The sequence below is a fragment of the Pedobacter lusitanus genome (assembly GCF_040026395.1).
Taxonomy (GTDB): domain Bacteria; phylum Bacteroidota; class Bacteroidia; order Sphingobacteriales; family Sphingobacteriaceae; genus Pedobacter; species Pedobacter lusitanus.
Genome location: NZ_CP157278.1, coordinates 5,774,725 through 5,801,076 on the forward strand (window position 1 = coordinate 5,774,725; position 26,352 = coordinate 5,801,076).

At 36.9% G+C, this 26,352-nt stretch carries 23 protein-coding genes; 17 read left to right on the plus strand and 6 right to left on the minus strand.

Annotation, left to right across the window (positions count from 1 at the left end; genetic code table 11):
* Positions 1-84: 84 nt before the first annotated feature.
* The 9 genes from PL_RS24830 to PL_RS24870 all read left to right on the plus strand — a co-directional run bounded on the left by PL_RS24830 (position 85) and on the right by PL_RS24870 (position 12,605).
* Positions 85-531 (plus strand): antitoxin Xre-like helix-turn-helix domain-containing protein, encoded by a 447-nt coding sequence (locus PL_RS24830; RefSeq protein ID WP_052496309.1) that lies wholly within the window; start codon positions 85-87, stop codon positions 529-531.
* Positions 532-539: 8 nt separating this feature from the next.
* The gene (locus PL_RS24835) at positions 540-1,007 is read left to right on the plus strand and encodes an RES family NAD+ phosphorylase (RefSeq protein ID WP_041882518.1); all 468 of its coding nucleotides are present in this window, start codon (positions 540-542) and stop codon (positions 1,005-1,007) included.
* 115 nt (positions 1,008-1,122) lie between these two features.
* On the plus strand, positions 1,123-1,971 hold the full coding sequence (locus tag PL_RS24840; RefSeq protein WP_235324532.1) for a hypothetical protein: 849 nt from the start codon (positions 1,123-1,125) through the stop codon (positions 1,969-1,971).
* A 30-nt stretch (positions 1,972-2,001) separates the two neighbouring features.
* The gene (locus PL_RS24845) at positions 2,002-2,634 is read left to right on the plus strand and encodes a class I SAM-dependent methyltransferase (RefSeq protein WP_041882515.1); all 633 of its coding nucleotides are present in this window, start codon (positions 2,002-2,004) and stop codon (positions 2,632-2,634) included.
* 321 nt (positions 2,635-2,955) lie between these two features.
* Positions 2,956-4,353 carry a TolC family protein gene (locus PL_RS24850; RefSeq protein WP_041882514.1) on the plus strand — a complete coding sequence of 466 codons (1,398 nt, stop codon included), beginning with the start codon at positions 2,956-2,958 and terminating at the stop codon, positions 4,351-4,353.
* Between the two features lie 14 nt (positions 4,354-4,367).
* The gene (locus PL_RS24855) at positions 4,368-7,649 is read left to right on the plus strand and encodes an efflux RND transporter permease subunit (RefSeq protein ID WP_041882513.1); all 3,282 of its coding nucleotides are present in this window, start codon (positions 4,368-4,370) and stop codon (positions 7,647-7,649) included.
* Between the two features lie 64 nt (positions 7,650-7,713).
* The gene (locus PL_RS24860) at positions 7,714-8,817 is read left to right on the plus strand and encodes an efflux RND transporter periplasmic adaptor subunit (RefSeq protein ID WP_052496308.1); all 1,104 of its coding nucleotides are present in this window, start codon (positions 7,714-7,716) and stop codon (positions 8,815-8,817) included.
* Positions 8,818-8,879: 62 nt separating this feature from the next.
* Positions 8,880-9,794, plus strand: a complete 915-nt coding sequence (locus PL_RS24865) for a helix-turn-helix domain-containing protein (protein ID WP_041882512.1) — start codon at positions 8,880-8,882, stop codon at positions 9,792-9,794.
* A 249-nt stretch (positions 9,795-10,043) separates the two neighbouring features.
* Complete coding sequence (locus tag PL_RS24870) at positions 10,044-12,605, plus strand: DUF5686 and carboxypeptidase-like regulatory domain-containing protein (protein ID WP_041882510.1); 2,562 nt, start codon at positions 10,044-10,046, stop codon at positions 12,603-12,605.
* Here PL_RS24870 and PL_RS24875 read toward each other — a convergent pair.
* The gene (locus tag PL_RS24875; protein WP_348620620.1) at positions 12,602-13,819 is read right to left on the minus strand and encodes a BamA/TamA family outer membrane protein; all 1,218 of its coding nucleotides are present in this window, start codon (positions 13,817-13,819) and stop codon (positions 12,602-12,604) included. The two genes, PL_RS24870 and PL_RS24875, sit on opposite strands and share 4 nt — an antisense overlap.
* 72 nt (positions 13,820-13,891) lie before the next feature.
* On the opposite strand from PL_RS24875, the gene PL_RS24880 reads away from it, so the two are divergent.
* Complete coding sequence (locus PL_RS24880; protein ID WP_041882509.1) at positions 13,892-14,608, plus strand: DUF92 domain-containing protein; 717 nt, start codon at positions 13,892-13,894, stop codon at positions 14,606-14,608.
* Between the two features lie 188 nt (positions 14,609-14,796).
* On the plus strand, positions 14,797-15,480 hold the full coding sequence (locus tag PL_RS24885) for a substrate-binding periplasmic protein (protein WP_041882508.1): 684 nt from the start codon (positions 14,797-14,799) through the stop codon (positions 15,478-15,480).
* A gap of 191 nt (positions 15,481-15,671) precedes the next feature.
* On the opposite strand, the gene PL_RS24890 is transcribed toward PL_RS24885, so the two are convergent.
* Positions 15,672-15,911 (minus strand): hypothetical protein, encoded by a 240-nt coding sequence (locus PL_RS24890; RefSeq protein ID WP_041882506.1) that lies wholly within the window; start codon positions 15,909-15,911, stop codon positions 15,672-15,674.
* Between the two features lie 145 nt (positions 15,912-16,056).
* Here PL_RS24890 and PL_RS24895 point away from each other — a divergent pair, with 145 nt between their 5' ends.
* The 4 genes from PL_RS24895 (at position 16,057) to PL_RS24910 (ending at position 18,523) form a co-directional block, all read left to right on the plus strand.
* On the plus strand, positions 16,057-16,704 hold the full coding sequence (locus PL_RS24895; RefSeq protein WP_052496306.1) for a DUF1269 domain-containing protein: 648 nt from the start codon (positions 16,057-16,059) through the stop codon (positions 16,702-16,704).
* A 9-nt stretch (positions 16,705-16,713) separates the two neighbouring features.
* Positions 16,714-17,667: a helix-turn-helix transcriptional regulator gene (locus PL_RS24900; RefSeq protein ID WP_041882505.1), complete on the plus strand. Its 954-nt coding sequence runs from the start codon at positions 16,714-16,716 to the stop codon at positions 17,665-17,667.
* A gap of 65 nt (positions 17,668-17,732) precedes the next feature.
* The gene (locus PL_RS24905) at positions 17,733-18,230 is read left to right on the plus strand and encodes a DinB family protein (protein ID WP_041882504.1); all 498 of its coding nucleotides are present in this window, start codon (positions 17,733-17,735) and stop codon (positions 18,228-18,230) included.
* 83 nt (positions 18,231-18,313) lie between these two features.
* Positions 18,314-18,523 carry a DUF6965 family protein gene (locus PL_RS24910; protein WP_041882503.1) on the plus strand — a complete coding sequence of 70 codons (210 nt, stop codon included), beginning with the start codon at positions 18,314-18,316 and terminating at the stop codon, positions 18,521-18,523.
* A 3-nt stretch (positions 18,524-18,526) separates the two neighbouring features.
* Here the strand turns inward: PL_RS24910 and PL_RS24915 are convergent, their stop codons facing one another.
* Together PL_RS24915 and PL_RS24920 are read right to left on the minus strand one after the other, a co-directional pair.
* Positions 18,527-18,946, minus strand: a complete 420-nt coding sequence (locus tag PL_RS24915; RefSeq protein WP_082035933.1) for a MauE/DoxX family redox-associated membrane protein — start codon at positions 18,944-18,946, stop codon at positions 18,527-18,529.
* A 294-nt stretch (positions 18,947-19,240) separates the two neighbouring features.
* The gene (locus tag PL_RS24920; protein WP_041882501.1) at positions 19,241-19,819 is read right to left on the minus strand and encodes a Crp/Fnr family transcriptional regulator; all 579 of its coding nucleotides are present in this window, start codon (positions 19,817-19,819) and stop codon (positions 19,241-19,243) included.
* Positions 19,820-20,646: 827 nt separating this feature from the next.
* Here PL_RS24920 and PL_RS24925 point away from each other — a divergent pair.
* The gene (locus tag PL_RS24925; RefSeq protein ID WP_041882500.1) at positions 20,647-20,838 is read left to right on the plus strand and encodes a hypothetical protein; all 192 of its coding nucleotides are present in this window, start codon (positions 20,647-20,649) and stop codon (positions 20,836-20,838) included.
* A 22-nt stretch (positions 20,839-20,860) separates the two neighbouring features.
* Here PL_RS24925 and PL_RS24930 read toward each other — a convergent pair whose 3' ends face one another.
* Both PL_RS24930 and PL_RS24935 read right to left on the minus strand, forming a co-directional pair.
* Positions 20,861-23,245 (minus strand): family 78 glycoside hydrolase catalytic domain, encoded by a 2,385-nt coding sequence (locus PL_RS24930; protein WP_041882499.1) that lies wholly within the window; start codon positions 23,243-23,245, stop codon positions 20,861-20,863.
* Positions 23,246-23,502: 257 nt separating this feature from the next.
* Positions 23,503-24,822 carry a glycosyltransferase family 2 protein gene (locus PL_RS24935; RefSeq protein ID WP_082035932.1) on the minus strand — a complete coding sequence of 440 codons (1,320 nt, stop codon included), beginning with the start codon at positions 24,820-24,822 and terminating at the stop codon, positions 23,503-23,505.
* A gap of 203 nt (positions 24,823-25,025) precedes the next feature.
* On the opposite strand from PL_RS24935, the gene PL_RS24940 reads away from it, so the two are divergent.
* A complete protein-coding gene (locus tag PL_RS24940) occupies positions 25,026-26,246 on the plus strand; it encodes a FecR family protein (RefSeq protein ID WP_052496305.1) in 1,221 nt (406 codons plus the stop codon).
* Positions 26,247-26,352 lie beyond the last annotated feature (106 nt).

Consider the following 26,352-nt stretch of genomic DNA (forward strand, 5'->3'; position numbering starts at 1 on the left):
GTGGAATAGGCTAAATGGATATACGAATATTTTCAACATTGATATTGAAAATATTCGTATATTAGTGTTTTAAAACTCGAAGATATGTCAACTACAAGTGTATTACTTTCGGATAAACGGACAGAAACACTTCGCGTCAAGTTTAATGCAATTGACGTAAGTGATGATATGAAGGTCTTTCAATATGCAAGACAAGGGCTAAAGCCAGGGCTATTCTATGATTTTGCTGAAGCGATTAATATTTCTAATAAATCACTGGCAGATCTGATTAATATATCTTCCAGGACCATCAGTAACTATAAAGAACAAAAGAAATTACTGGAACCTGTTTATGGGGAGCATTTGCTTAAATTAATAGGTCTTTATAAAAAAGGAGTAGAGTTATTTGGCTCAGTTGATGAATTCAGCTATTGGTTAAACAAACCTTTCTGGAATTCAAAAGAACGTCCTATGGATTGGTTAACAACTCCGGGAGGGGTAGACCTGGTAGCAGATGAACTGATAAAAATGGCTTATGGTGATGCCGTTTAAGTTTACAGATGATTGTATTCAGAATAGGGCATAAAAATTATGCGGGTTCACTCACTGCATCAGGGGTAAACGGAAGATGGGCCTCTGCTGGTAAGCGGGTAATCTATTGCGCAGAAAACATACCACTGGCCTTCATGGAAAATATGGTACGGAGACAGGGGGTAGGTTTCAATCAGGACTTTAAAACTGTTTTTGTTGAAATTCCGGATGATTTATTAATTAATACTGTCGAGGAAAGTAAACTGGATCCTGACTGGCGTGATCCTTATGATTACAGTCATTGTCAGCCAATAGGAAATAAATGGTTTGACGACCTGAGATTTCCTGTGCTCAAAGTTCCATCGGCTGTCATGCCTGAGTGTAATAACTACGTGCTGAATACGCTGCATCCTGATTTTAAAAGAATCAGACTAATTGCTGTTACAGATCTTGTACCGGACGTAAGAATAGAAGATATCCTCAAAAAATATCATTAAATTATTTATACCACAGAAAGTTAATATAAATGATATCGGACCAGGAAATCTTACAATGGGTTTAAAGATTATAAAATTTATATTTTTCGGTAACTATTTTATAGGCCTCCTTGCCGTGGCTTTAACCATAGAATCTACCCTGCAGTTAAAAGTACCTTTTAATTCACTGACCTATTATATCTTATTGTTTTTTGCGCCAATTGTCTATTATACTTATGCTTATATGGGGGCAAAAAGTAGTATTAATACCCAAAATCCCCGGACAGCATGGTATGCAGAACATCGTAATTTTATAAGGTTGAGTCAGCTGTTGCTAAGTCTGGTTTGCGGGGGACTGATTGCCTATATGGTTATCAGTAATTTTCAGGCTATTTTGCATCTGCCTCTTGAATACTGGATTATTGTAGGTCTAGTGATAGGGATGGCTGTTCTCTATTATGGGCTTGTACCTGTTTTCTTCTTTAATCTCAACTTAAGGAATACGGGATGGCTTAAACCCTTCATTATCGGCTTTGTCTGGGCCGCCACGGCAAACCTGCTGCCATTGATTTTACTCAAAATACAGTCTGATACGGACGTTGCTAAAACAACTTTCTGGTACTTTCTTTTTGTGAAAAACTGGATGTTCTGTACAGTAAATGCAATTATGTTTGACATGAAGGATTATGCGATTGATTCTAACAGTCAGCTTAAAACATTTGTGGTTAGAATAGGACTCAAAAAGACCATATTCTATGTCTTAATTCCTCTTTTGATTACCGGGATTTTATCTTTACTGGTGTTTGCTGGTATTGAAAAGTTTCCACTGCCCAGGGTTTTAATTAACCTGATTCCGTTTGTACTTACTGCAATTGTTGCCTATTCGATGAATAGCAGAAAGAAAATATTTTATTACCTTATTGTTATTGATGGACTGATCATGGTAAAGGCCATTTGTGGTATCATTGCAATGCAGTTTATTTAGAAATGAGTTTGTCCTGATAATCCAGAGGGAATGAAAAATAATTATGATCGTATAGCCGGATATTATGATGTGCTGAGCCGGATGGTTTATTTTCGTGCTCAGATGAAAGCACAGATTGATCAGCTGAGTGCTATTCCGGTAAACAGTACTATCCTAATTGCAGGGGGAGGCACGGGTTGGATACTGGAGGAAATTGCCAGAATACATCCTTCCGGTTTAAAGATCACTTATGTCGAAATCTCTTCAAAAATGCTTGACATTTCAAAGAAAAGGGATGTAAAAGCTAATACTGTAACTTATATCCATTCTGCTATGGAGGATTTTAAAACAACAGCTCTTTATGATGTTATAATTACAGCTTTCTTTTTTGATAATTTTGCTGCGGATAGTGTAGGCACTGTCTTCAATCAGCTTAATGGTTTGCTGAAATCCGGTGGTCTGTGGTTGTTTTCTGATTTTTATTACACTGAAAAGTCTGGAAAAGTATGGCAGCGGTTGTTATTACAGGCAATGTATTCGTTTTTTAGTAAGATTTCTGCTGTTGAAGCAAAATCGCTGATTAATACAGAACATCTCTTTGAAGAAAGGCTGTATTCTCCACTCAATACATCTTTTTATTACCGTCGTTTTATTAAAAGTATAATTTACCGGAAGCCTGATTAGCTAATTATTGCTAATTCTGCAGAAAGAACGTGAAATAGAAAAGGCTTTCTTTGTTTTAATATATTCTCTGTGGTCTGATAAGTCAGTATAGTGTCATTTGTCGTTTCGCAGAGTACTGTTTTTACCGACTTTCCTTGTTTTTTTGCTCAAAAAGGAGACAATTAGTCTGCATTATCTTTGAATTTAATAATTTCTGACGCAATTATTTGAATTTAATAAGTATTGATTTGAACCGCATATTTTCGTTTGACGTTATAACAGATATTTTTGCCTGTACAATAAACACTAAGTAGAATATCGATTTAATTTAACATCAATCTAATGCCCCGAGTATCATTTTCTACAATTCTTTTTTCCTCTTTCCTGTGTACTGCTGTATCTGCCACTGCTCAAACCTTAAATATGAAGGATGCAGTCAATGCAGCAATTACCAATTATGGAACTATAAAGGCAAAAGATAATTACGTTAGTGCCTCTAAACAAACAGTTGAACAGGCCAGAAGGGAATATCTCCCTAATTTCACCCTTGCTGCACAGCAGGATTACGGTACAATCAATGGTCAGAACGGACCGCTTTCTGCTTTAGGTGGATTAAGCACGGCCTCGTCTGGTCCTGCATTAGCCAGGCAAAACTGGAATGCTGCTTTTGGTGCACTCTATCTCAGTAATATAAACTGGGATTTTTTTAGTTTCGGAAGGATCCGTGAAAAGATCAAAGTTTCGAAAGAAATCCTTAAAAGGGATAAGAATGATCTGAATCAGGAGATTTTTCAGCATGAAGTACGGGTCTCGGCTGCTTATCTGAATTTACTGGCAGCTCAAAGACTAACCAGGTCTCAGCAAAAGAACCTGGAAAGAGCGGTTGTATTTAAAAATAATGCGGCTCTGCGTGCGAAAAATGGCTTGATTGCGGGTGTAGATTCTTCATTGGCTGTTGCTGAAGTTTCGAACGCCAGAATTGCATTGACCAAAGCAATTGATCTGGAACAGGAGCAGGCCAATAAACTGGGCATCTTAATGGGGGTTACAGCAACTGCTTTTAAAGTAGATACAGCTTTAATCAATCATGTGCCTCAGTCAATTTTACGCACAGATACCAATGTGAATTTTAAAGAACATCCTTTGTTGAAATACTACAGGAACAGAATTGATGTAAGTAATCAGCAGTTGAATTATTATAAAAAACTAGCTTATCCTACATTTTCTTTCATTGGGGTATTTCAGGGCAGAGGTTCAGGATTTGATACTAATTATCCGAATGACCTGAATGCCTACTCGCATAGTTATGGTGATGGAATTAATCCAACCCGTGGTAACTATTTGTTTGGTGTTGGGCTGACCTGGAATTTAACTACTATTTTACGTAATTCTCCGCAGGTTAAAGCACAGCGTTATATTTCAAGTGGTCTGGAAAACGAGTATGAACTGATTGATCAGCAATTACATGCTCAGCTGCTGCTGGCAGAAAGTAAGATTAAAAATGCCATGGACAATTATAATGAGGCGCCGGTACAGGTTAAGGCTGCGAGTGAAGCTTATCTGCAAAAAAGCACCTTGTATAAGAATGGACTGACTACAATTGTAGATCTGACACAGGCTCTTTATGCATTGAACAGGGCCGAAACAGATCGCGATATTGCTTATACGAATGTATGGCAGGCTCTATTGCTGAAATCGGCCGCAACGGGCGATTATAATCTATTTATTAACGAATTTTAAGCCGCTACCCTGATATGAATTTAATACGTTTTGCATTGCGGAAACCCATTTCTATAATGGTGTTTGTTGCCGGATTACTGTTCTTTGGTATTAGCTCCATGACCAGTATCAAAGTGGATATTTTGCCGCAGATGAATTTGCCGGTGATCTATATTGCACACCCGTTTGGTGGATATACACCTACACAAATGGAGTCTTATTTTGCTAAGAACTATGTGAATGTACTGCTTTTTGCCAATGGGATAAAGAGTATTGAAACTAAAAATACACAAGGGCTGATGCTGATGAAACTCACCTATTATGAGGGGACAAATATGGCGCAGGCAGCTTCAGAATTAAGTGCACTGTCTAATCGTGCGCAGGCAATTTTTCCGCCCGGGTCCCAACCGCCCTTTATCATTCGATTTGATGCTTCTTCACTGCCTATCGGGCAACTGGTATTAAGCAGCCCGACCCGCAGTAATAATGAATTGCAGGATTTAGCGAATACTTATGTACGTGCTTCCTTTACTGCTATCCCTGGATTACTGGCGCCTGCACCTTTCGGAGGTAGTCCGCGTACGGTAGAGATTAATGTTAATCCAGGTTTGATGCGATCACACAACCTTACCGTTGAACAGATTGTAAGTGCTATCAGTACAAATAACCAGACTGCTCCATCAGGAAATGTGCGTATCGGAGACAAAAATTATATTACGCCTACTAATTATACGATTAAAAATATCAAGGATTTTGAGGATATCCCGTTATTTAAGGGTGGGGTTCAGAATCTTTATCTGCGTGATGTTGCGAGTGTAAAAGATGGTGCTGATATCACAAATGGTTATGCACTGATTAATGGTAAACGTTCAGTTTATCTGAGTATTGCCAAATCGGGGGATGCCTCAACCTGGGATGTAGTAAAGAATCTGAAAGCTAATCTGCCGAAAATTCAGAATACGCTGCCTGAAGATGTAAAACTGTCTTATGAATTTGATCAGTCCGTATCTGTAATTAATGCTGTAGAAAGTTTAATCAGTGAAGGAGCTATAGGAGCTATTCTGACTGGTTTAATGGTATTGTTGTTTTTGGGAGATAAAAGGGCTGCATTAATTGTGATCCTGACTATTCCAACTTCGATTATTGCAGGGGTATTATTCCTGAAATTATTTGGTCAGACTATAAATATTATGTCTCTTTCGGGGCTGGCACTTGCAATTGGTATTCTCGTAGACGAATCTACGGTAACTATAGAGAATATTCACCAGCATTTTGATATGGGTAAGCCTAAAGCACTTGCGATATGGGATGCCTGTAAAGAGATCGCTTTCCCGAAATTGCTGATTCTGCTATGTATTCTGGCTGTATTTGCACCTGCATTTACCATGACGGGAATACCGGGAGCATTATTTTTGCCTTTAGCACTGGCTATTGGATTTTCAATGATCATTTCTTTTTTACTCTCCCAGACCTTTGTGCCTATACTGGCCAACTGGTTAATGGTGGCACATCCGCATCCGCATAAAAAAACTGATCCTGCAATTACTGATGACGAAGATGCTTTTAATCAGACTGGGCTGACGCTTGAATCTGAGCAGGAAACATTGAATCAGAAAAAGATTCTGGTAGAGAGAGAAGGTTATAATGAAGATGGAAAGGTGACCTTGTTTGATAAATTCAGAAACAGGTTTATGCGTTTTATTGACCGGTTATTTTTGGTTCGTAAACCTGTGGTTATAGTTTACCTGGTAGTAGTGATTTGCTCGGCAGTTTTGTTGTTATCAAATATTGGCCGGGATGTATTGCCCAAGGTGAATTCAAGCCAGTTTCAGCTGAGGATGAGGGCTCCGGATGGTACACGTCTGGAAAGAACGGAAGAAAAAGCAAATATGATTCTTAAGGTACTGAAAAAACTCGTTGGACCTGAGCATGTAGGCATCACTTCTGTTTATGTAGGGCAACACCCGGCTCTGTTTTCTGTGAATCCGATTTATCTGTTCATGGGTGGGCCCCATGAGGCTGTTTTCCAAATTGCACTGAAAGACTACCATGTCAATATGGATGAGCTTAAAGATAAATTGCGTGATGAGGTTAAAAAGCAAAGTCCGGATTTGAAATTGTCATTTGAGCCTATTGAATTAACTGATAAAGTACTGAGTCAGGGTTCTCCGACTCCTGTTGAAGTCAGAATAGCAGGTAAAAACAAAAAGATAAATGAAGAATATGCAGGCAAAGTTGCTGCTGAACTAAAGAAAATCAATTACATGAGAGATGTGCAGATTGCACAGCCGATAAAATATCCTTCCTTAAATATTAATATTGACAGGGTAAGGGCAGCGCAGCTGGGGGTTGATTTAAGTGATATATCGAAATCACTGGTTGCTTCGACTTCGTCTTCGAGATACACAGATAAAAATAACTGGGTAGACGAAAAAATTGGCTTGTCATATGGTGTACAGGTACAGGTGCCATTAAACCAGATGAACAGTAAAGATGATCTGGGAGAAATTCCCTTGCTCAGAAATAATAGCAGACCTGTATTAAGTGATGTGGCGACTATTAAGCCGGATACTACTTATGGTGAAAATGATAATCTTGGAGCAACTCCATATCTTTCTGTGACCGCGAATCTGAATGATAAGGATCTGGGTTCTGCAAATAAAGATGTTGCCCTGGCTATAAAAAATGTAGGGGAACTGCCAAGAGGAGTTATTGTGGAACAAATAGGACTTGGAAAAGTTCTGGACGAGACTTTAAGTAGTTTACAGAATGGTTTACTGGTTGCTATTGTAGTGATTTTCCTGATGTTGTCAGCTAATTTCCAGTCTTTCAGGGTACCTCTGGTAATTCTTGCTACAGTTCCGGCTGTTGTGCTGGGGGCATTGCTCTTGTTGAAACTTACCGGTTCAACACTTAATTTACAGTCTTATATGGGAATTATCATGTCTGTCGGTGTGTCTATTGCCAATGCTGTATTATTGATCACCAATGCTGAAGAGTTGAGAAAACATAATGGTAATGCACTGGAATCAGCGAGAGAAGCTGCCGGATTACGTCTTCGTCCTATTATTATGACCAGTGTGGCGATGGTGGCAGGTATGCTTCCTATGGCAATTGGACATGGAGAAGGAGGGGACCAGGTATCCCCTCTGGGAAGAGCAGTAATTGGTGGATTAATAGCGTCAACTTTTGCCGTATTAATTATCTTGCCTATGGTGTTTGCATGGGTGCAGGGAAAAGTTTCCACGCAATCCTTATCGTTAGATCCGGAAGACGAAGAAAGCGTGCATTTTATTAAAGGATTAAAAGAAAAGTAATCAAATCACGGTGTTAAAAACACGATAAATAAAAAAATTGAACAGGTACATAGACTATCATATAATGAACAAAAAAATATTTAGCCGGACTTCCCTTTTTCTAAGCAGTATCGCATTGACAGCTCTGATAAGCAGTTGCCATCACGAGGAGAAGAAAGAAAATAATGCTGCTGAAAAAAAGCCTGAGATTAAGACTTTTGTTTTGAGTAAAGAAAAAATGGCCACTTCTTTGAAGATACCTGGTGAGCTGATTGCTTATCAGCAGGTTGATCTTTATGCAAAGGTCAGCAGTTTTGTAAAAACTTTAAAAGCGGATATCGGTTCAGAAGTTAAACAAGGTCAGCTGTTGATGACACTTGAAGCTCCCGAACTGACTTCACAGCTGGCAGCAGCAGATTCCCGTCTTAAATCTCAGGAAGCTGTTTATACGGCCAGCAAAGCAAATTATGAACGTTTGTTTGAAACGAGCAAAACACCTGGTACTATATCAAAAAATGATCTGGATCAGGCTATTGCAAAAAGGAATTCTGATCTGGCACAGTTTAATGCAGCAAAAGCTTCTTATAAAGAAGTTGGCTCTATTCAGAATTATCTCGAGATCAGAGCTCCGTTTGATGGTATCGTTTCTTCCAGAAATGTAAATCTGGGTGCCTATGTAGGGCCTTCGGGCAAAGGATCTGAATTCCCGTTATTTACGATACAACAGCAAAAACATTTGCGTCTGGTCATCTCTGTTCCTGAACTGTATACTGGTTATCTGAAAGAAGGAGATGAAGTAACTTTCACGGTAAAATCGCAGCCTGATCTATTGTTCACTGCTAAAGTTAAAAGGTTATCTGGTGCACTGGACCAGCGATTACGTTCTGAAAGAGTAGAAATGGATGTTCCCAATCTGACTAAAAAGCTTTTACCGGGGATGGTAGCAGATGTTTCTATGCCGCTTCCTGCAAATGCAAGTACTTTTACTGTACCAAAAACAGCTATAGTTGATAGTGCAGAGGGGGTATATGTGATTCGTTCGAAAGATGGAAAAGCAGAAAAATTAAGCGTTAAAAAGGGAAGGGAAGCTGATGACAGAATAGAGATATTCGGGGATATTAAAGAAGGAGATATCCTGGTTAGTCAGGCGAATGAAGAAATTCATGCCGGTGATGTTATCAAACCATAATATTACACAAAAAATATAGGGACATCTTAAAATTTATGCAATTTTAATGCGTGAAAAAAAGTATGTCCCTTCAGGAATTTTATGAGATGTTTGCTGTCAACAGACCAGATGTCATCATTCCAAATCCTATACTTGATGCACATACAGGCCATTTTAATGTTTTTAAAAGGTTTGGTTATTGTACATTAAATCCTTCACCTTATAACAGGAGGGATTTTTATAAAATAGCTTATATCATTGGAAAAGGAGTTCTTCATTATCCAAACCAGCGGATAGAAATTGACGGATGCGCCCTGATGATTACCAATCAGACCATCCCATATTCCTGGGAAACTACTTCAGAGTTCCAGTCTGGTTATTTCTGTTTATTTACGGAAAACTTTATGCGTCAGCGGACAGAGCCTCTTAAGAATTCTCTGCTGGCTAAAATACAGGATAATCCTGTATTGTATATTAATCAAGAACAACAGGAGACTGTAGCCAGGATATTTGAAAAAATGCTGAGTGAAATGGAAAGTGATTATACTTATAAGTATGATCTGATCCGGAATTATGTGAACCTGCTGATTCATGAAGCAATGAAGCTGCAGCCATGTGAGAGACAGGTTAAATCAAACAATGCTTCTTCCCGTATTGCTTCTTTATTTTTTGAGTTGCTGGAAAGACAATTCCCTATATATTCTCCTGATCATGTATTGCAGCTCCGTACAGCAAATGATTTTGCTGAACGTCTGTCTATTCATGTGAATCATCTTAATCATGCTGTTAAAGAAGTGACAGGTAAAACTACTTCAGAACATATTTCCGGCCGTATAGCAAATGAAGCTATTGCGTTACTTAAACATACCGAATGGAATATTTCAGAAATTGGTTATTGTCTTGGCTTTGAATATCCTGCCAACTTTAATCTTTTCTTCAAACGCCAGACTATGGCAGTGCCAAAATCATTCAGAGAGAAAACAATTGGCTTGAGTTAGTGTTGTATTTCTGTAGTTGAAATTATATCATATTATATATTTTTTATTTTTTGGTATTTTATGTACAGATTGGAAATCTTTGGGTTTTTTAACATACATTAACATCTTAATTCAGAAAGATTTGGTTAATTAGAGCTACCGTATAATACAGAATTGATATTATATGATATAATTTAATATGCGTTGCAGATTAAGCTATTATTTCCGCTAGTATTAATAAAAAAAGACTTAGGCCCGGCGTTTTAAATTATGATTGATTTCCAAAAAAAGTCTTTTTGTGTATTGACAGTACTGATTTTCCTTTTTACACTCCAGGCTGCTGCCCAGAGTACTGAAATTTCAGGAGTAATAACAAATATTAAGGATAGAACTCCTATACCGTACGTAACTGTTCTGTTTAAAGGATCAAAAATAGTTACTAAAACTGATGCTAATGGAAAATATACTATTAGTACTACTGAAGGTTATAGTCAGTTACAGGTTGAATATGTTGGCTTTAAAACACGCTATTTGCCTATAATTCCTGGTAAAGTACAAGTGCTGAACATTAAGTTGCAGGAAGAATCACAGAATTTGAATGAAGTAAATATCAGTTCAAATAAAAAAGCTCCATATCGGAATAAGGATAATCCTGCTGTTGAATTGATTAGAAAGGTCATTGAGCATAAGCCGATGAACAGACTGGAAAGTGCGAAAAATGTAGAATATCAGCAATATGACTGGATGCAGTTTTCGCTCAGTAATCTTTCAGAGAAATTTAAAAACAAAAAAATCTTTCGTAAATATCAGTTTCTCTTCGATCAGCAGGACTCTTCTGAAATTGGAGGCAAAAATATAATGCCTATTTATCTGCGGGAGAGATTGTCTAAAAACTACTATCGTAAAGACCCTGAAAAAACGAAGGTAATTATACTGGCCGACAAGCATGTGAATTTTGATCAGGGACTGGTAGATAATAATGCTATCGGTAATTATTTTGAAAGAATGTATGCTGACGTAAATATTTACGACAACAATATTATTTTTACCAATAGTCAGTTTTTAAGTCCTATTGCTGATGGTGCACCTGCATTTTATAAGTTTTTTATCACGGATACGATCAAAACCAGTAAACCTGCTTTAATAGAACTTTCTTTTGTTCCCCGAAACAAAAATGCCTTACTGTTTGAAGGGAAGATCTATATCACAATGGATGGAAGATATGCTGTCCAGAATGCTTTATTAAAAACGGGAAAAGGAGTAAACATAAATTTTATCAGGGCTCTGGAGGTTAAACTTAATTTTGAACAGGATTCTTTAGGAAAGTTTCATTTGAGTAAAAGTCATCTGTTAATGGATTTTGGTGTCGGTGCTGACGGAGGAAGGGGATTTAAAGGGGAAAGAACTGTTATTATTAAAGACTATAAAACAAATGTAGTGCAGCCGGATATACTCTATAAAGGAGAGAGCATGGTTGTAGATCCGCAGGCAGAAAACAGATCGGACCAGTTCTGGGCACAGAATCGACTGGATACTCTGGCCAATGAAAAGGTCAAAATATATCATAATATGGATAGTTTGGGCAAGATGAAATCCTTTAAACGGATGATGGATGTAGCTTCTTTCCTTTTTATTGGTTACAAAAAATATGGTCCTGTTGAAGTTGGCCCCATTTATACTTTTTACAGTTTTAATAGTCTGGAAGGATTCAGATTAAGATTTGGCGGGCGCACGACAACTGATTTTAGTAAAAGATTCTATTTTGATACTTATGCTGCCTATGGGTTCAAAGATGAACGATGGAAAGGGTATCTAAGCGGGGCTTATGCCTTCAATAATAAATCTATTTACACTTTCCCACAGAGTTTTATCAGAGCCAGTTTTCAAAGGGACGTAGATATTCCCGGTGATGGAGCCAAAAATATCATTCCGGAAGATAATTTTGTTTCTTCATTTAAACGTGGGGAAAGTAATCAGTTCTTGTATAGTGACTATTACAGAGTTCAATATATGCAGGAATATAGTAACCATTTTTCTTTTAATCTCGGATTTAAAAAGTGGACACAAACAGCTGCGGGTAGTCTTGTTTTTGACAGTTATAAGGATAATCAGATTGTTCGTACTGACCGCGTAACAAGTTCAGAGCTTAGTTTGGATTTGCGTTATGCTCCGCATGAAAGATTCTACCAGGGGAAAACTTTCCGTGAGCGGTTAATTGAAAAATATCCTGTATTTAACCTCAACTATGCGGTGGGTGTAAAAGGATTATTTAGTGGTCAGTATAATTATCAGAATATTATGGGCACAATTGATAAAAGATTCTATTTATCTCAGTTTGGCCGTTCAGATCTTCGTTTAGAGGGAGGGTATATAGTTGGTAAAGTCCCTTTTCCATTACTTGATATTCATAGAGCTAATCAGAGTTATTCTTATCAGACTTATGCCTATAATCTGATGAATTTTATGGAATTTGTCAGTGATCATTATGTAAGTCTGAATATTGATCATAATTTCAACGGATTGATTTTAAACAGGATACCTTTAATTAAGAAGCTGAAATTAAGGGAGTATATTACTTTTAAAGGATTATATGGTGGTTTAAGAAAAGAGAATGATCCAAATCAGGATCCTGCTCTGCTACAATTCCCGGTCAATGGAGATGGAGTGAAAACAACCTATTCTCTGGGTAAATTACCATATATTGAGGGAAGTGTGGGAATCGGGAATATTTTTAAAGTTGTTCGTTTGGATTTAGTCAGACGATTCAACTATTTACAAAACCCTGGTATTTCTAAATATGGTGTAAGAGCAAGGGTACAGTTTGAATTCTAGAATGCCTCATTGATACCAACAAACACCCCATTTGATCCATTACCAAATCCGTAGTCCAGACACAAATTAGTCCTGGTATGTTTATTGAATAATATCCGTAGTCCGGCTCCTCCGCCTGCCTCCCAATATTTGAATAATTGAATATTACGTTGATTGTTTGCTGTTTGCATATTAAAGAAAGTGACTCCGCTAATCAGCTTATTTGCAGTGATTGGAAATCTATACTCTAATTCATTGTAAAAATAGGAAGGACCTTTAAAACGGGCAATTGTATAGCCCCTGCCCATGCGTTGATTAATATCACTACCGGTTCCTGGTAATTCCAGATATGGTATAGCACCTTTTAATAAGTACGAACCCCATAACCAGTAGGCAAGTACATGTTCAGGGTTTTTCCTGGAAAGTGAAAAGTATTTTCTAAACTCAGTTTTTATCTGTGTTGCATTATGATCACTGCCAAGCCACTTCCTGTTTGACCTGAGTGTTACATTGGCATATAGTCCTTTATACGCTCTGAAAGGCTGATCTCTTGTATCGTACTGAAGATTGAGCAGTAAGCCACTTGCTGCATAGCCGAATGTGGGAAAACCATTTTTAACGCTATAAAAATGATTACGTGTTTTCGAGTTTATCGCATCATGTTTTTCATCATCAATATTCGTATAATAATTAAAGGCAATTCCTGCACCGGCGTAAAAATTATCAAATATCTTTCTGTACACATTTTCGTATAGTTTGATATAAGTATACTTTATTGGTGATACACCCGGATCATCTTTGCCTGTGCCGATGCCATGGTCAAGTACTACAGTTTTTCCCAGCTCCCAACTTCCCTCAACATTCCATTTATTAGCATCAGAATAAACATTATGCTTGAGTTGTATAAAAACAAGCTGATTGGTAGACATCGCAGCAAAAACATCAAATATTGATAATGTTGTTGTATTCGGGTCACCAAATACTCTTGTATTAGTAACTTCCGCACCGAACATAAAGCCCGTACTTGGGGTATAGCCAATAGTAGGCAGTAATGCCAGACTATTGTTTTTTTTTAGAACTGTATCTGCTTTTTTGTTTTTTTTGAAGAGTATTTTAAAAATATCATTTACATCCTGCTGTGCCACAGTGTCTTTTAAAGCCGCTTTTTCTTGCGCAAATAATGCACACGAAGTACTCAGAAAAAATAATGAGGCAGAGAGAAAATAACGAAACATATATTTTTTAAAATTACAAAGAATAAATTCAATCTTGTCAAAGCTGTCTCATAAATTTCATTACTTTTAATCATGTTCATTCAGTTGAAAGTACTTCTGGTTATCATTTTACTTGCCGCAGGTGGTTACATCAGTGTCTATACCAAAAAACTAACTGTAGCGGCAGCGATTACTGGAGTTATATGTGGAATAATTATTTACCTGGGCACTGGTTATGTGGGATTGGCTTTACTGACTGTGTTTTTTGTACTGGGGACCATGGTAACTGCCTGGGGAAGGAAGGTAAAAGAGCAACTGGACAAAACCGGCGACTCAGTTCAAAGGAAACCAGGGCAGGTACTGGCTAATGCAGGAGTTGCAACATTACTTTCATTTCTGGCTATAATTTTTCCTGAATATGAACAGGTCTTACTTTTGCTTGTAGCGGCAGGTTTTGCCTCGTGCACTGCAGATACGTTATCATCTGAGTTGGGTGTGTTATACGGTAAAAGGTTTTATAATTGTCTGACCTGGAAAAGAGAAGCGAAGGGTTTAGATGGAGTAATAAGTCTGGAGGGAACGCTGATAGGTATTGCAGGAGCCGGACTGATTTCGATGCTTTATGCTGCTTTTACTTTAACATATAGTCACTTATTGATTCTGATTTTTGCTGGTTTTGCTGGTAATTTTTCGGATTCTGTGATGGGAGCAACCCTGGAGCGACGTCATTTTCTTGATAATGACTGGGTAAATTTTCTCAGTACGTTATTTGCTGTTAGTGTAACTCTGTTATTACTCAGTGTTTTCTGATGATCATAATTTTCTGATCGTCAAATGAAATATTTATATTGTAAATTATTGAAAAAGCCCCTTAAAATTAACTAAAATTGTCAGAATAAAATAGTCGGTTGATGTAGACTGCTAAAATTCATTGAAAAAAATGAATAAAAGAAAGGATAGAAGCGAAGATGCTGTCCTGAGAATTGAAATTATTTATTATGAAACAAATATTGAAGATAGGACTGGATTCTGCGGCCCCTTTTCCTTTACACAGCGATTATAATTCATCTGTTTTTGAAGGATTTGAGGTAGACATGATTCAAGCCGTTGCTGAAGTTTTGAACCTTGAATTGCAATATGAGGTTTCATTATGGAAAACTATCCTCGAAAAACTATATAAAGGAGAGCTTGATATGATCTGCTCTGCGGTCACCATGACCACTTCCAGACAAATGATTCTGGAGTTCAGTAAACCTTACCTGCAATTCCAATTATGTGCAGTTATTAATAAAGGCAATAATCTGACTGATTTAAGTGATTTTACTAATAAAAAGATTGGTATCCGGACTGCTACGGAAGCTGAAAAATACGTTATGGCGCAATTTCCAGCTAATGTAACAGTTCACACAGATACGAATGACGAATTATATAAAAAACTGCTTGCTCATAAAATAGATGTTTTGATAGATGATTCACCTATTGTTGGCGGTTTTCTGGCAAAACACAAAAATCTGGAAATAGGTATGTTTATGCCCGGAACAGAATCAGAATATGCTATAGCAATGAAAAAGGGGGATCTTACACTTAAACATCAGATAAACGAAACATTGGCTTTATTAAGGAAAAATGGCGTTTATGATTCGATCTATGAGAAATGGTTTAATAGTATTAAACTTGTCTGAAATCATTTCAGTAATTAATTGTAAATTTGTATCTTATATTCTTCTTCTTCGTGAGGTTTGTAAGATAGTGTATGTCGGATAAGAAAAAACATAAAGACAAAAAGCATTCTAAGTCTAAAAAGAAAAAAGAATGTTGTGAGAAGTATAAAAAAGGCAAACGTTGTGATAATTGTCCATTTAGATAAAGACAGTTATTTTACTTTTACTGACTTCAATGCATTTGCTATGATCTCACTCAATCGAGGGTTGTCGTCGGTGTACGTTTCTTCAAGCCACATGTATTGTCCTATTTCAGTATCATAGATGGCAATGCCCGGGCCATGTCCAGGACCAAGGCTGTTAAAATATTCATGGCAATCCACAACAGATCCTAATCTGCAGTACCAATCCTGATCCAGTTTGTAGTTGATATTAATAGCTAAGTATCTCATGATATAAATTTAATAATCGTGTTTACGGCGCTCAAAAAAATTATATTAAAAGACTATTACCCTATATAATCCACCCTTTTTGCAAAACAAAACAGATTCCTGATTGCTTTTATAATATATGTAGGAATAAAATAAACTATTTATTATGGAAAAAATAATTCAGGCGCTGTTCAATACGGAATCAGAGGCACTACAGGCAATGCAGGCGATAGAACAACTGGATGAATCACAGGATATTTCTCTGGGGGAGTCTTTTGTACTAAGTAAGGATAAAAGTGGAAATACTGCTATTCGTTCTGCTAAAGATGAGGCGGAGGGCTATAGTGCGATAGGAGGCGGGATAATCGGTGGATTGATTGGATTACTTGCCGGACCACTTGGTTTTCTTGTAGGTATAGGGGCGGGTATGGTGGCTGGTTCTGTAGGTGATACTATCAGAGCGGAAGGAATTTCTGATTATCTGGATAGTGTATCTGCGAATATTCCCAACGGCAAATTCTTATTGATAGCTCATGTCTGGGAAGATTTGGAGAAACCAGTTGATACAGTATTAAGTCCGTTAACAAAGCATATTAACCGTACAGATGTAGATGATGAGAGCTTTATTAAGCCAGCACCTGCAAAACTTGTTGCGCTCAGAGAAGATCAATTGTCCCGATGGGCAAATAATCACCAGGAGTATAATACCAGCAAAGGAGAAAATGAAGGACATACAAAAGAAAAGCATGACCTTCTTGCCAGTCGGATTGCTGAACAGAAATCAAGACTGGAACAATTGCGAAAAGATAGGTAGATTTGGACTATGAACCGAATAGACCGTCTCTCTGCTATACTCATTCAATTGCAATCACGCAGAACAGTCAGAGCCCAGGACATTGCTGAGCGTTTTGAAATTAGTTTGAGAACTGTGTACAGAGATATCAGGTCACTTGAAGAAGCAGGCATACCAATAATAGGTGAGGCAGGAGTTGGATACTCTTTGACTGATGGCTACAGGTTACCTCCAATCATGTTTACCCGTGAAGAAGCAACGGCGTTCATTACTGCAGAAAAATTAGTTATAGGTTTGACAGATACTGCAAATAGTAACTCTTATAGCAGCGCACTTTATAAGATCAGAGCAGTACTGAAAAGTGCTGATAAAGATCATCTGGAGAATCTCGATGACAAAATTGAATTCCTGAAATCGAGCCACACACCCGAACTTAGGGCGGATAAAAATCCTCTGCAAACGATTTTGAATGCTATTGCAGTGAGGAATGTATTGCAGCTGAATTATTTTGCCTATTACAGGCAGGAGCATACACTCAGACAAATTGAACCAGTTGGTGTGTTTTATCTTGATAATTACTGGCATCTGATTGCTTATTGCAGAGAAAGAAAAGCATACAGAGATTTTCGGTTTGACAGGATTACAGAAATCACTACGCTATCAGAACTATATCCTGACCGTCATCCATCACTTAAAAGTTATTTACATGATATGTTCAGGGAAGTCAAACTGGTGGAAGTAACTATTAAGGTAGATAAAAATGCGTATCCATATCTTGGACAACAAAAGTATTACCATGGGTTTGTATCGGAAAACCACCTCCCTGATTGTGTAGAAATGCAATTTCTCACTAATTCTATAGAAGGTTTTGCCCGTTGGTTTATCACTTTTGCGGATCATGCTTTTGTCCTGCAGCCGGAAGTATTATTAGATCAGGTTAAGAATATTTTCTCTGGTATAGAAAAAAATCTGGTCAGCAGATAATACTGTTGACATAGGGTTGTCACCTGCCATTCGTTTCTTTGGTTTAACAAACAAAAACGAATATTATGTCAACCATTCAAAATTTATTAAAAGAATTAATTGAAGAATCAGCAGTCACCCGTAAGATGCTGGAGCGTATTCCGGCCGACAAACATGACTGGCAGCCTCATGAAAAAAGTATGTCTATCAAGAAGCTTGCAGGACATATTGCCGAACTACCTGATTGGATCAGCATGACTTTCAATACTGATGGATTAAATTTTGCAGATTATCCTTATCAGTCACCTGTATGGAATTCCAATTCAGACTTGTTGGAAATCTTTGAAAAAGCTCTGGAGGGTGCAAAAACATCTTTGGAAAATGGGAAAGAAGAAGATTTGCAGCTAAACTGGACACTAAGAAATGGTGATCAGGTCCTGATGTCAAAAACAAAAGGTGAAGTTATTCGTCATTCTATGAGCCAAATCGTTCACCATCGTGCTCAGTTAGGTGTTTATTTGCGTTTACTCGATGTACCTATTCCTGGTAGTTACGGACCAAGTGCCGATGAGCAGGGTTTCTAGTAATCAGTGGCTATCTAAAAAAAAACAGCCTTTGCAAATAAGTGAAGGCTGTTTTTTTTAGATATTTATTTTAACTTCGCAGCATGTCAATAGAAGAATTAGAAGCCTATTTTACCGGAATAACTCTGCCTGAACAGATTGTACTGGAACAAGGAGTTGTTGTGAAAGATCTGCCACTTTTTCTTGAATCGCATTTAAGTTATGTAAAGTTAAAAGGTGATTTGAAATCTACCGAAGTTTTTATATATCGCTTGCATCTACTCAAAGAAAGACTGGAAGAGATGAATGGTTAATTTTTATGATTCCATTAATATTACTCCAGCAAGAGCTATCAGTGTAAGAACTATATTAACTTTGAAATGTTTATACCACCCCATTCTGGCAAATAATCCGCCACATGCGCATGGATAACGCTCATAGATCTGAAAAACTGCACCACCAACATACAGTGTGAAAATTGTCATCATGAACAGAGATGAATACATTCCTATCAATCTTGTCTGTGGGATAACAAGAAGCCCAATAAATGCAAGTTCAGTCAACGGTAACACATAAGTCAGGATTTTTCCAACCCAGCGTGGAAATACCTGCGTCATCAGTGCATGCTGAAACTTATGCATATTAAAGATTTTGGAAAAAGATGCATAAGCCCATAACAAAACGAGCAAACCAGTAATAATGATAATAAATGGATGTGGGTTCATAGTTTTCTGCATTAAGTTTAAATCAATTAATTGCAGCACTGAACGAAATAGTCATTCTAGGGAAAGACGTGTAAAGACATATTTTTGTCAGTCTGCAATTAATGGAGTTGTTAATTATCTTGTTTGATAAGAGCAATTTACGGAGGCTTTTTGCTGAAAAAAAGGGACAAATGTCCCAAAAGGAATAGATTTTCGCTATAAAAAAAGCTGCAACCCTACAGTAAAGGGTACAGCTCTGAAAGGCCGGAAATTACCAGCTGATAAAATAATTTAGAATTAAGAGGGGGAACGGCTAAACTGCTGAATCTAAAATCTCCTGGTTCTGGATCTGATGCGGTTAAGAGTTTTTCTGGAAATGCCAAGATATGCTGCAATACTTTCTACTGATGCTTTTCTGAAAATAGCCGGGCAATCTCTCATTAAATGCAGGTAATGTTCTTCAGGCGTATATGCAGCAAATTCAAGTATTCTCTTTTCGCTCATTTTTTGATAATCCTGCATGATTTTTCGCACGTAATCATTTGATTCAGGAAAACCTATTAATATTTCCTGTACGTCCTCAAATGAGATGGACAGAAGAATACTGGGCTCTAACAATTCAATATAAGTTTCGGAGGGAATCTGGTTGAAGAAGCTATTAAGCGGAACCATGATATCATTCTCATTCCAGAACCAAAAAGGCACTTTTTTCTCTTCTTTAAAGACAAAGCCCATTGCAGACCCTTTTTCGATAAACCATGCCCGGTTAGGGATTTGACCAGGTTTTAAAATAATCTGACTTTTGGCATAATACTCCCTCTTAATCATGTCGTTGAGTTTTAATTCTAACTCTAAACGCAAAGAATTCTTTCCAGCTAGCAGTCTGAACAATTCCTTATTTTCCATTTCATATTATAATTTAAAAATGACACGAATTATTAATTAGTCTGTAAATCTGATCTGCATTTTGTTAGGATCTGGCATCAACGCAAATCAATTATAAAATAACTCAATATTTTATTCTTAAGTAGGAACCAGTAGTTTGTAATGCATATTCGATGGTATAGGTTAATAATCAACAAAATACGAAAAATATCATTTACTTTAATTATTATAAAAATAAATGTATTAACAATTATCTATCAATTAAGAACTTTATATTCTCTTTATACTCAAAACATTGCTTAGAACCTTATTAATCTGATTTTTTCAAAAATATTAAGCAATTCTGTATGGAAAAAATCTTTCATTTATACACATATAAGTGATGTGTCATTTGACACATCGTGATTAATGTTACTTAATTTTATTCCATTTCTTTTATACGTGATTTTTTTGTCTGTCATTAATAATTTGGAATTTTGAAGAAAGCATATTATAACTAATTACTTTCGTGAATTTTAACAGTTCATTTTGGCCTGTCAATTGCGTTTGTTGTTAAGTTTGTTTATTGTAATTATTTAGTTGTCAAATGGTTAATTTGTTTTAATCTGGATTAATTTCCCTGAAGAAAAGCAATTTTATGTATTGAATTCTCCTTAGCTATACATCGTTTCTTGTATGGATTCTGTATGTGTGCTATCCTGATAGTTAAATCTAATGGAACCTTAAGACCAATAGAATGTTAATAACTCGAGGTAGTAAAAAAAATGTATATCATAAAAACCAAGTGGTTCTTACTTTCGTAAATATCTTTTTTTACCCCGGATAATTTTGATTTTAATATTTAGTATATGGAAATTAAACTAGATCACAAGAGTCTGCCTGCAGATAAACAACGTGTAAGATTTCAGGTTGTAATGGAAGAATTATATGGTATATGGCATGAAGGTGTTTATGTTGCAGACGAAGATATTTTCAGGGTGGACGATGAAGTCTGGTATGATATCTGGTCAGAGATTGTACGGTGGGAACCGATAGATTAATTAATCGCATAAGCTGGTTTTTTTAAATTTTTATAGTTTGTTTTCCTTCATGTAGTCTTATTTCTTTCCCTTTCCAATTAAATACTCCAGTAGTTTTCCCGGGAATAACTATTTCTGCAAATATTCCATTTTTCCCGTTTCGTTTTAAGATTACAGATACCATTCCAGCTGGAATAGGGATGGAGCCTGTTGCTTCAACTAAATTACCTAATGCAGGCTTAATCAAGACTTTACTGAATCCGGGCGCCTGAGGCATAATACCACAGATTGTAGCAAGAAAATCGTAACTCGGACTTGCACTCCAGGCATGACAATCAGATCGTGTGGGTTCCGGCTTTTCAGCGAAAGTTGTTAGTCCCAGGTTAAGCATATTCCGCCATGGAGTAAGCTGTTGATAATAATGGTCGGCCATTTCGGCTTTCTTTAATGCTTGTGTCAGATAGAAACGGTAAAAAAATGTTACCTGACCTATTGATTTATCTTCAAGAATCTTTTGCATTAAGATCTGAGATTCTGATAAGGATACAGCACCACTTAATACCGCCCATATTGCAGCATGCTGACTATATGACTTTTGCTCCGGTGTATCAGCAATTAATCCATTTGCCTGATTATAACAATACCAATATGTATGATTATTTAATTCAAATGCCAGCATTTCCTGAGCGTTGGCTTGTTCCGGAAGATCAAAAGCTCTGAATAATTCTGCAGACTGATTGAGTGTATAAGCATATTGTAAAGTTATAATTGAAGAGTTTCCTGTGTCCGAACCCGGGGCTGTACCCCAGTCATTGAAATTGTCCCAGTCTACAAAATTCCACCACGTTAATGGCCCAAGCATCTTTTTCTTTTGATCAATACGTCCACGAAACCACTCTGTAATCTCATGAATGGCAGGGAGAAATTGCTTTACGAAAGCATCATCGTGACGGTGCATCCAATAATCATGAATCATTGAGATCCAGAATAAAGAGAATGTAGGAATAATTTGTAATCTATTGCTGGGATAACGGCCCTGGGTAAGCCCTTCTGGAGTACGGGAGTGATAAAAATCCAGAATAGCTTTTCGCATAAGACGGTCATCACCTGAGGTATATAAGGAAATTAGTGATTGGATGCGACTATCTCCTGTATATTGCAATTGCTCATAGTAAGGCGTATCATAATACATATCACCAGCACAGAGCTGCGCCGTTCGCCAGCCAACCTTCCATATTTCCTGAAGTGAGGGATCGTTACTGGAAAATGCAGCATTCATTGCAAGAGGATATCCGGTTTTCATACTATATATATCATTCAGCGCTAAGGGTTCATCTGTAGTTGTGATATCCAGCTGCAGATAGCGGTAAGCCCTGATCCATAAAGGCCTGAATTTTCGGTGATTATCTCCATCCGGTATAAAAACATCATAATTTCCTCTGATTTCTTTGTCGTCTATTTCATTTCGGTTTCCTTTTTCTCCCTGTTTATTAAATAAAGCCTCCGCATAGGTGAGTTTAATTTTTGACCCTTTTCCTCCGGAAACCATCAATTCCGGATATCCCGCTGTCATGAATTTTTGATCCAGTAAAATACTTACCTTTTGATTGGCAGGGATTTTTAATGTTCTTTTACCTGTTAGAAATTCCTGATTTACCTTTATGCCGGTGGCGCGCCGCATAATTGGGAAGCGAAGTAGATTTTCTGTGAATAATGGAATATTTCTTGGCGCTAAAGTCCATCTGTTATCAGTTCCGTAGCCTACTGGTTCAGGATGAGTGATTTCCTCCGCAGTATTCCATGATGAATCATCATATGTTGTTGTTTCCCAGTTCCATAGTAATTGCCTGCCGTCTAACTGATCTCCCGGGCCAACAACCATATATGCTTTTAGTCTTTCTCTATTATCCAAAGAACACGGTGTATAAGCTTTACTTTTTTCTACTTTCCAGCTCGCATCGGTGTTAACCATTTGTTCAGCTGCAGAGTCACCCTGCAAAAGAAAAGCTGTTTGATTAGATACTTGTGCAACAGGTGCAATATTTCCCATGTTCCATACTAAAGCCGCAATTGTGTTTTTACCTTCTTTCAAATAAGCAGCGATATCGATGGTTTCATAAAACCAGTTAAACAGGTCACCATGCGCAGGACCTGAATAGATTGGTTTCCCATTTACAAATAAACGGTAACGGTTATCTGCAGTTACATGGATTAAAAAAGATTTTGGTATGCCTGATGTAGGGAGGAGAAAGACTTTTCGAAAATGATATACCCCATACTCACGTTGTTGTGAGTTGGGAGAAGTAATCCAGAAAGCTGGCCAGGAACTTTTTAGTAATTGATTATTAATCTGTAATGTTGTCTGACCTGCAGTCTGGTTTATTTTGCAAAAGATTATACATATAACAATGACTAATCTGAATTTCATAAGCTCAGTTTATACAAATGGGGTGGATATATTTGGTTTATTTCAAAGGTGTAAAAACCAATTCTATACATTTATATAAATGTGAAAATCAGTGCGGCTAATTTACATAAATCTTTATATTTAAGGTAGTTAGTTTAAAAAACAAGTATAAATACGTACGATTATAATCTCGTTTTTTTCTACTAAATGGTATTGTGAAAAAATAAAAGCATTTAGCATAAAACAAATTTTCAGGGTTAATTCTGATGAGAAGATTATTAGTTGATTTTAGCTTTGTCTTTTGGGTCTTCAAAAAATTTTATGCTGGTATTATTAGGATGTAACGTAGCAATGAATCCCTGGAAATAGTCATGTGCATGAATTTTTCCTCCTGAATTTCTTACGTAGTCGTCATCTTCACCAATCTGAAGATTTTTAAAAGGATGTTTTTCCCAAAATGACTTTCTATAAATCAGACTGGCTCCGGTTAACCATGGTCTTTTTGAATTACTATTTTTGGTCATCCAGTAGCTATTGAGAGCGGGCGAAAAGAATTGTACCTGATTTATTCCGCAAATATCTGCATTTGAACTAATTAGTGCTTGAACCTGATGCGAAATCCAATCCTGAGCATACCAGTCATCATCATCCCAATGTGTTATTAATTCTCCATTAGCTATTTCGCAGGCAATATTACGTTTCGTACCTATTGGACCGAGTGGTGAAAAATAGAAATAATGAATGCGGGGATTATCGGGAATCAGGTCTTTAACCGATTCCTCTCCATCGTCAATGATAATCAGTTCTGTATTCATATAGTCCTGCTTCAGATAATTTTCAATTGCTGAAGGAATAAATTGTTTGCGGTTAGCAGTAGGCATTATGCAGCTTACCAGAGGAAGATCAGAGCTGGTAGATAAAATAGAGTGCTGTCCACATTCTTCAGGAGTTTCAATTTTCCGCAGCCATTTTTCTAATTGAAGCTTATCTTTAGGATCTTCATAAATCTCTGCTGATAAATTATATCTGTGGATTATGCCAAGATAACCCTCTGTGTAATTATGAGGGTATACATTAGCTTTTGAAGTTGAGATAAAGTTATTATCTTCTCCTAGTTGCAGGGAGTTGAATTTATGTTTTTTCCAGAAGGATTTCCAGTAAGCTAGTGTTCCGCCATAAACCCATGATATATTGTTCTCTTTATTTTTATAACACCATCGTTTATTTACCAGGGTAGAAAAGTAGTTTACATTGCTTAACCCAGTAATGTCAGCTCCGGATTTAATCAGTGCGTTAACCTGGTGACTTATCCAGTCCTGAGCATACCAGTCATCATCATCCCAGTGAATAATAATATCCCCGGAAGCAGTTTCGCAAGCCAGGTTTCTTATTGCGCCAATACTACCAATAGGACGAAAATAATAATAGCGGATACGTCGGTGTTTTGGAATTAACGAAGCCACAGAATGCATACCATCATCAATAATAATAAGTTCTGCGTTGGGGTAATCCTGGTGCAGAAAATAATCAATAGCATAAGGAATAAATATCTGCCTGTTTGCTGTAGGCATAATACAAGAAACGAGTGGGAAATCCATATTAAGGTTTTCTTTAAATTTAGGCAGTAATTGGAGAGGTTGCGTGGGACAAATGTCCCAAAATAAGCGGTGCTTAATAAGTTGATTATTAATCTTCGCCTAAAAATATATGACTATGTTTTAAATATTTTCAGACGCCATAGGACATTCTATTATTATAACATACTGTTATAAGGAAGGGCATCTAAAGCCTGGATGTTTTAATGAAATCAAAAAAGTCTAAAAAATTTAAAATAGTATTTTTAAAAGCGGTTGAAGCCTATCTGGATCATACTGCGGATGAAGGTCAAATATTATTTCTAGAGCAATACTTTGATCTTTTCGCGGAATTGGACGAAATTTTAGAATCTCAGAATATTATACAAACTGAAAATATTTGTAATCTTATGCATTCCAGAATTCATCAGGACATTACCAGATGGGAATACTTAGAAAAAAAAAGTAAAGTTGTGACCTCCGCTTCTTTAAAGTATTTGTATATGGCAGCAGCAGCCATATTTTTGACTTTTATGAGTGTTTATCTATACAGGAGTAATTTAGGTGAACCTAAATCAGATATCGATAATAGTCATTCGGTAGCAGAAATTGTACCTGGTGGAAATAGGGCAACGTTAATTCTGGCAAATGGCTCGAAAATATCGTTAACTGATACGAAAAATGGAGAGGTTATGACTCAATATGGTACTATCCTCACTAAAAAGGGAGATAGTCAGTTAGTTTACCGTAACTCCGGCTCGCCAATTGAAAATAAATATGCATACAATGCTATAGAGACTCCTAATGGAGGACAATTTCAGTTGGTTTTGCCTGATGGAACAAAGGTCTGGCTAAACGCCGCATCTTCTTTACGATACCCTTTAGCGTTTCAGGGTAATGAACGTAAAGTAGAATTAACCGGAGAAGCATATTTCGAAGTAGCGAAGGATAAAACCAGACCTTTTAAAGTCCATTCGAAAAGTCAGATTGTGGAAGTACTCGGAACGCATTTTAATATTAATGTATATTCAAATGATCCCTCAGTTAAAACTACTTTACTTGAAGGAAGCGTAAGAGTTACAAATACATCATTAGGTGTGAATACTGTAATCAGGCCAGGACAGCAGGCAGTTATTCATAAAAACAGTCATAGTCAATCAGGAATTGAAGTAAATAATACTGATATAGACGAAGCGGTAGCATGGAAAAATGGTTACTTCATGTTTAATAGTGAAGAACTTGAAAGTGTTTTAAGAAAGATATCCAGATGGTATGATATTGATATTCAATATCAGAATGACGAGTTAAAACATCAGTTGTTTAGTGGAACCCTATCTAAATATATGAGTGCTTCACAAGTACTCAAGAAATTGGAACTGTTACAATCTGTTCATTTTAAAACCGAAGGGAGGAAAATTATTGTAACCCCATATCTACATAAAATATAATGCTCTTAATATATAAGTCAGTGGATGCGCTAACATCCGCTGACTTCTTAAGGCTTTAAGTTAAATTATTAATAACCTAACCTATACAAAGAGACTGATCTTGTAA

What these genes read in the sequence shown, in the direction of transcription:
- PL_RS24905 (WP_041882504.1), top strand. Translation starts at nt 17,733, where the DNA reads ATGTCAACCATTCAAAATTTATTAAAAGAATTAATTGAAGAATCAGCA.
- PL_RS24940 (WP_052496305.1), top strand. Translation starts at nt 25,026, where the DNA reads ATGAAATCAAAAAAGTCTAAAAAATTTAAAATAGTATTTTTAAAAGCG.
- PL_RS24870 (WP_041882510.1), top strand. Translation starts at nt 10,044, where the DNA reads ATGATTGATTTCCAAAAAAAGTCTTTTTGTGTATTGACAGTACTGATT.
- PL_RS24875 (WP_348620620.1), bottom strand. Translation starts at nt 13,819, where the DNA reads ATGTTTCGTTATTTTCTCTCTGCCTCATTATTTTTTCTGAGTACTTCG.
- PL_RS24880 (WP_041882509.1), top strand. Translation starts at nt 13,892, where the DNA reads ATGTTCATTCAGTTGAAAGTACTTCTGGTTATCATTTTACTTGCCGCA.
- PL_RS24895 (WP_052496306.1), top strand. Translation starts at nt 16,057, where the DNA reads ATGGAAAAAATAATTCAGGCGCTGTTCAATACGGAATCAGAGGCACTA.
- PL_RS24900 (WP_041882505.1), top strand. Translation starts at nt 16,714, where the DNA reads ATGAACCGAATAGACCGTCTCTCTGCTATACTCATTCAATTGCAATCA.
- PL_RS24935 (WP_082035932.1), bottom strand. Translation starts at nt 24,822, where the DNA reads ATGGATTTCCCACTCGTTTCTTGTATTATGCCTACAGCAAACAGGCAG.
- PL_RS24885 (WP_041882508.1), top strand. Translation starts at nt 14,797, where the DNA reads ATGAAACAAATATTGAAGATAGGACTGGATTCTGCGGCCCCTTTTCCT.
- PL_RS24860 (WP_052496308.1), top strand. Translation starts at nt 7,714, where the DNA reads ATGAACAAAAAAATATTTAGCCGGACTTCCCTTTTTCTAAGCAGTATC.
- PL_RS24835 (WP_041882518.1), top strand. Translation starts at nt 540, where the DNA reads ATGATTGTATTCAGAATAGGGCATAAAAATTATGCGGGTTCACTCACT.
- PL_RS24925 (WP_041882500.1), top strand. Translation starts at nt 20,647, where the DNA reads ATGGAAATTAAACTAGATCACAAGAGTCTGCCTGCAGATAAACAACGT.
- PL_RS24845 (WP_041882515.1), top strand. Translation starts at nt 2,002, where the DNA reads ATGAAAAATAATTATGATCGTATAGCCGGATATTATGATGTGCTGAGC.
- PL_RS24830 (WP_052496309.1), top strand. Translation starts at nt 85, where the DNA reads ATGTCAACTACAAGTGTATTACTTTCGGATAAACGGACAGAAACACTT.
- PL_RS24850 (WP_041882514.1), top strand. Translation starts at nt 2,956, where the DNA reads ATGCCCCGAGTATCATTTTCTACAATTCTTTTTTCCTCTTTCCTGTGT.
- PL_RS24930 (WP_041882499.1), bottom strand. Translation starts at nt 23,245, where the DNA reads ATGAAATTCAGATTAGTCATTGTTATATGTATAATCTTTTGCAAAATA.
- PL_RS24865 (WP_041882512.1), top strand. Translation starts at nt 8,880, where the DNA reads ATGTCCCTTCAGGAATTTTATGAGATGTTTGCTGTCAACAGACCAGAT.
- PL_RS24915 (WP_082035933.1), bottom strand. Translation starts at nt 18,946, where the DNA reads ATGCAGAAAACTATGAACCCACATCCATTTATTATCATTATTACTGGT.
- PL_RS24855 (WP_041882513.1), top strand. Translation starts at nt 4,368, where the DNA reads ATGAATTTAATACGTTTTGCATTGCGGAAACCCATTTCTATAATGGTG.
- PL_RS24920 (WP_041882501.1), bottom strand. Translation starts at nt 19,819, where the DNA reads ATGGAAAATAAGGAATTGTTCAGACTGCTAGCTGGAAAGAATTCTTTG.
- PL_RS24890 (WP_041882506.1), bottom strand. Translation starts at nt 15,911, where the DNA reads ATGAGATACTTAGCTATTAATATCAACTACAAACTGGATCAGGATTGG.
- PL_RS24910 (WP_041882503.1), top strand. Translation starts at nt 18,314, where the DNA reads ATGTCAATAGAAGAATTAGAAGCCTATTTTACCGGAATAACTCTGCCT.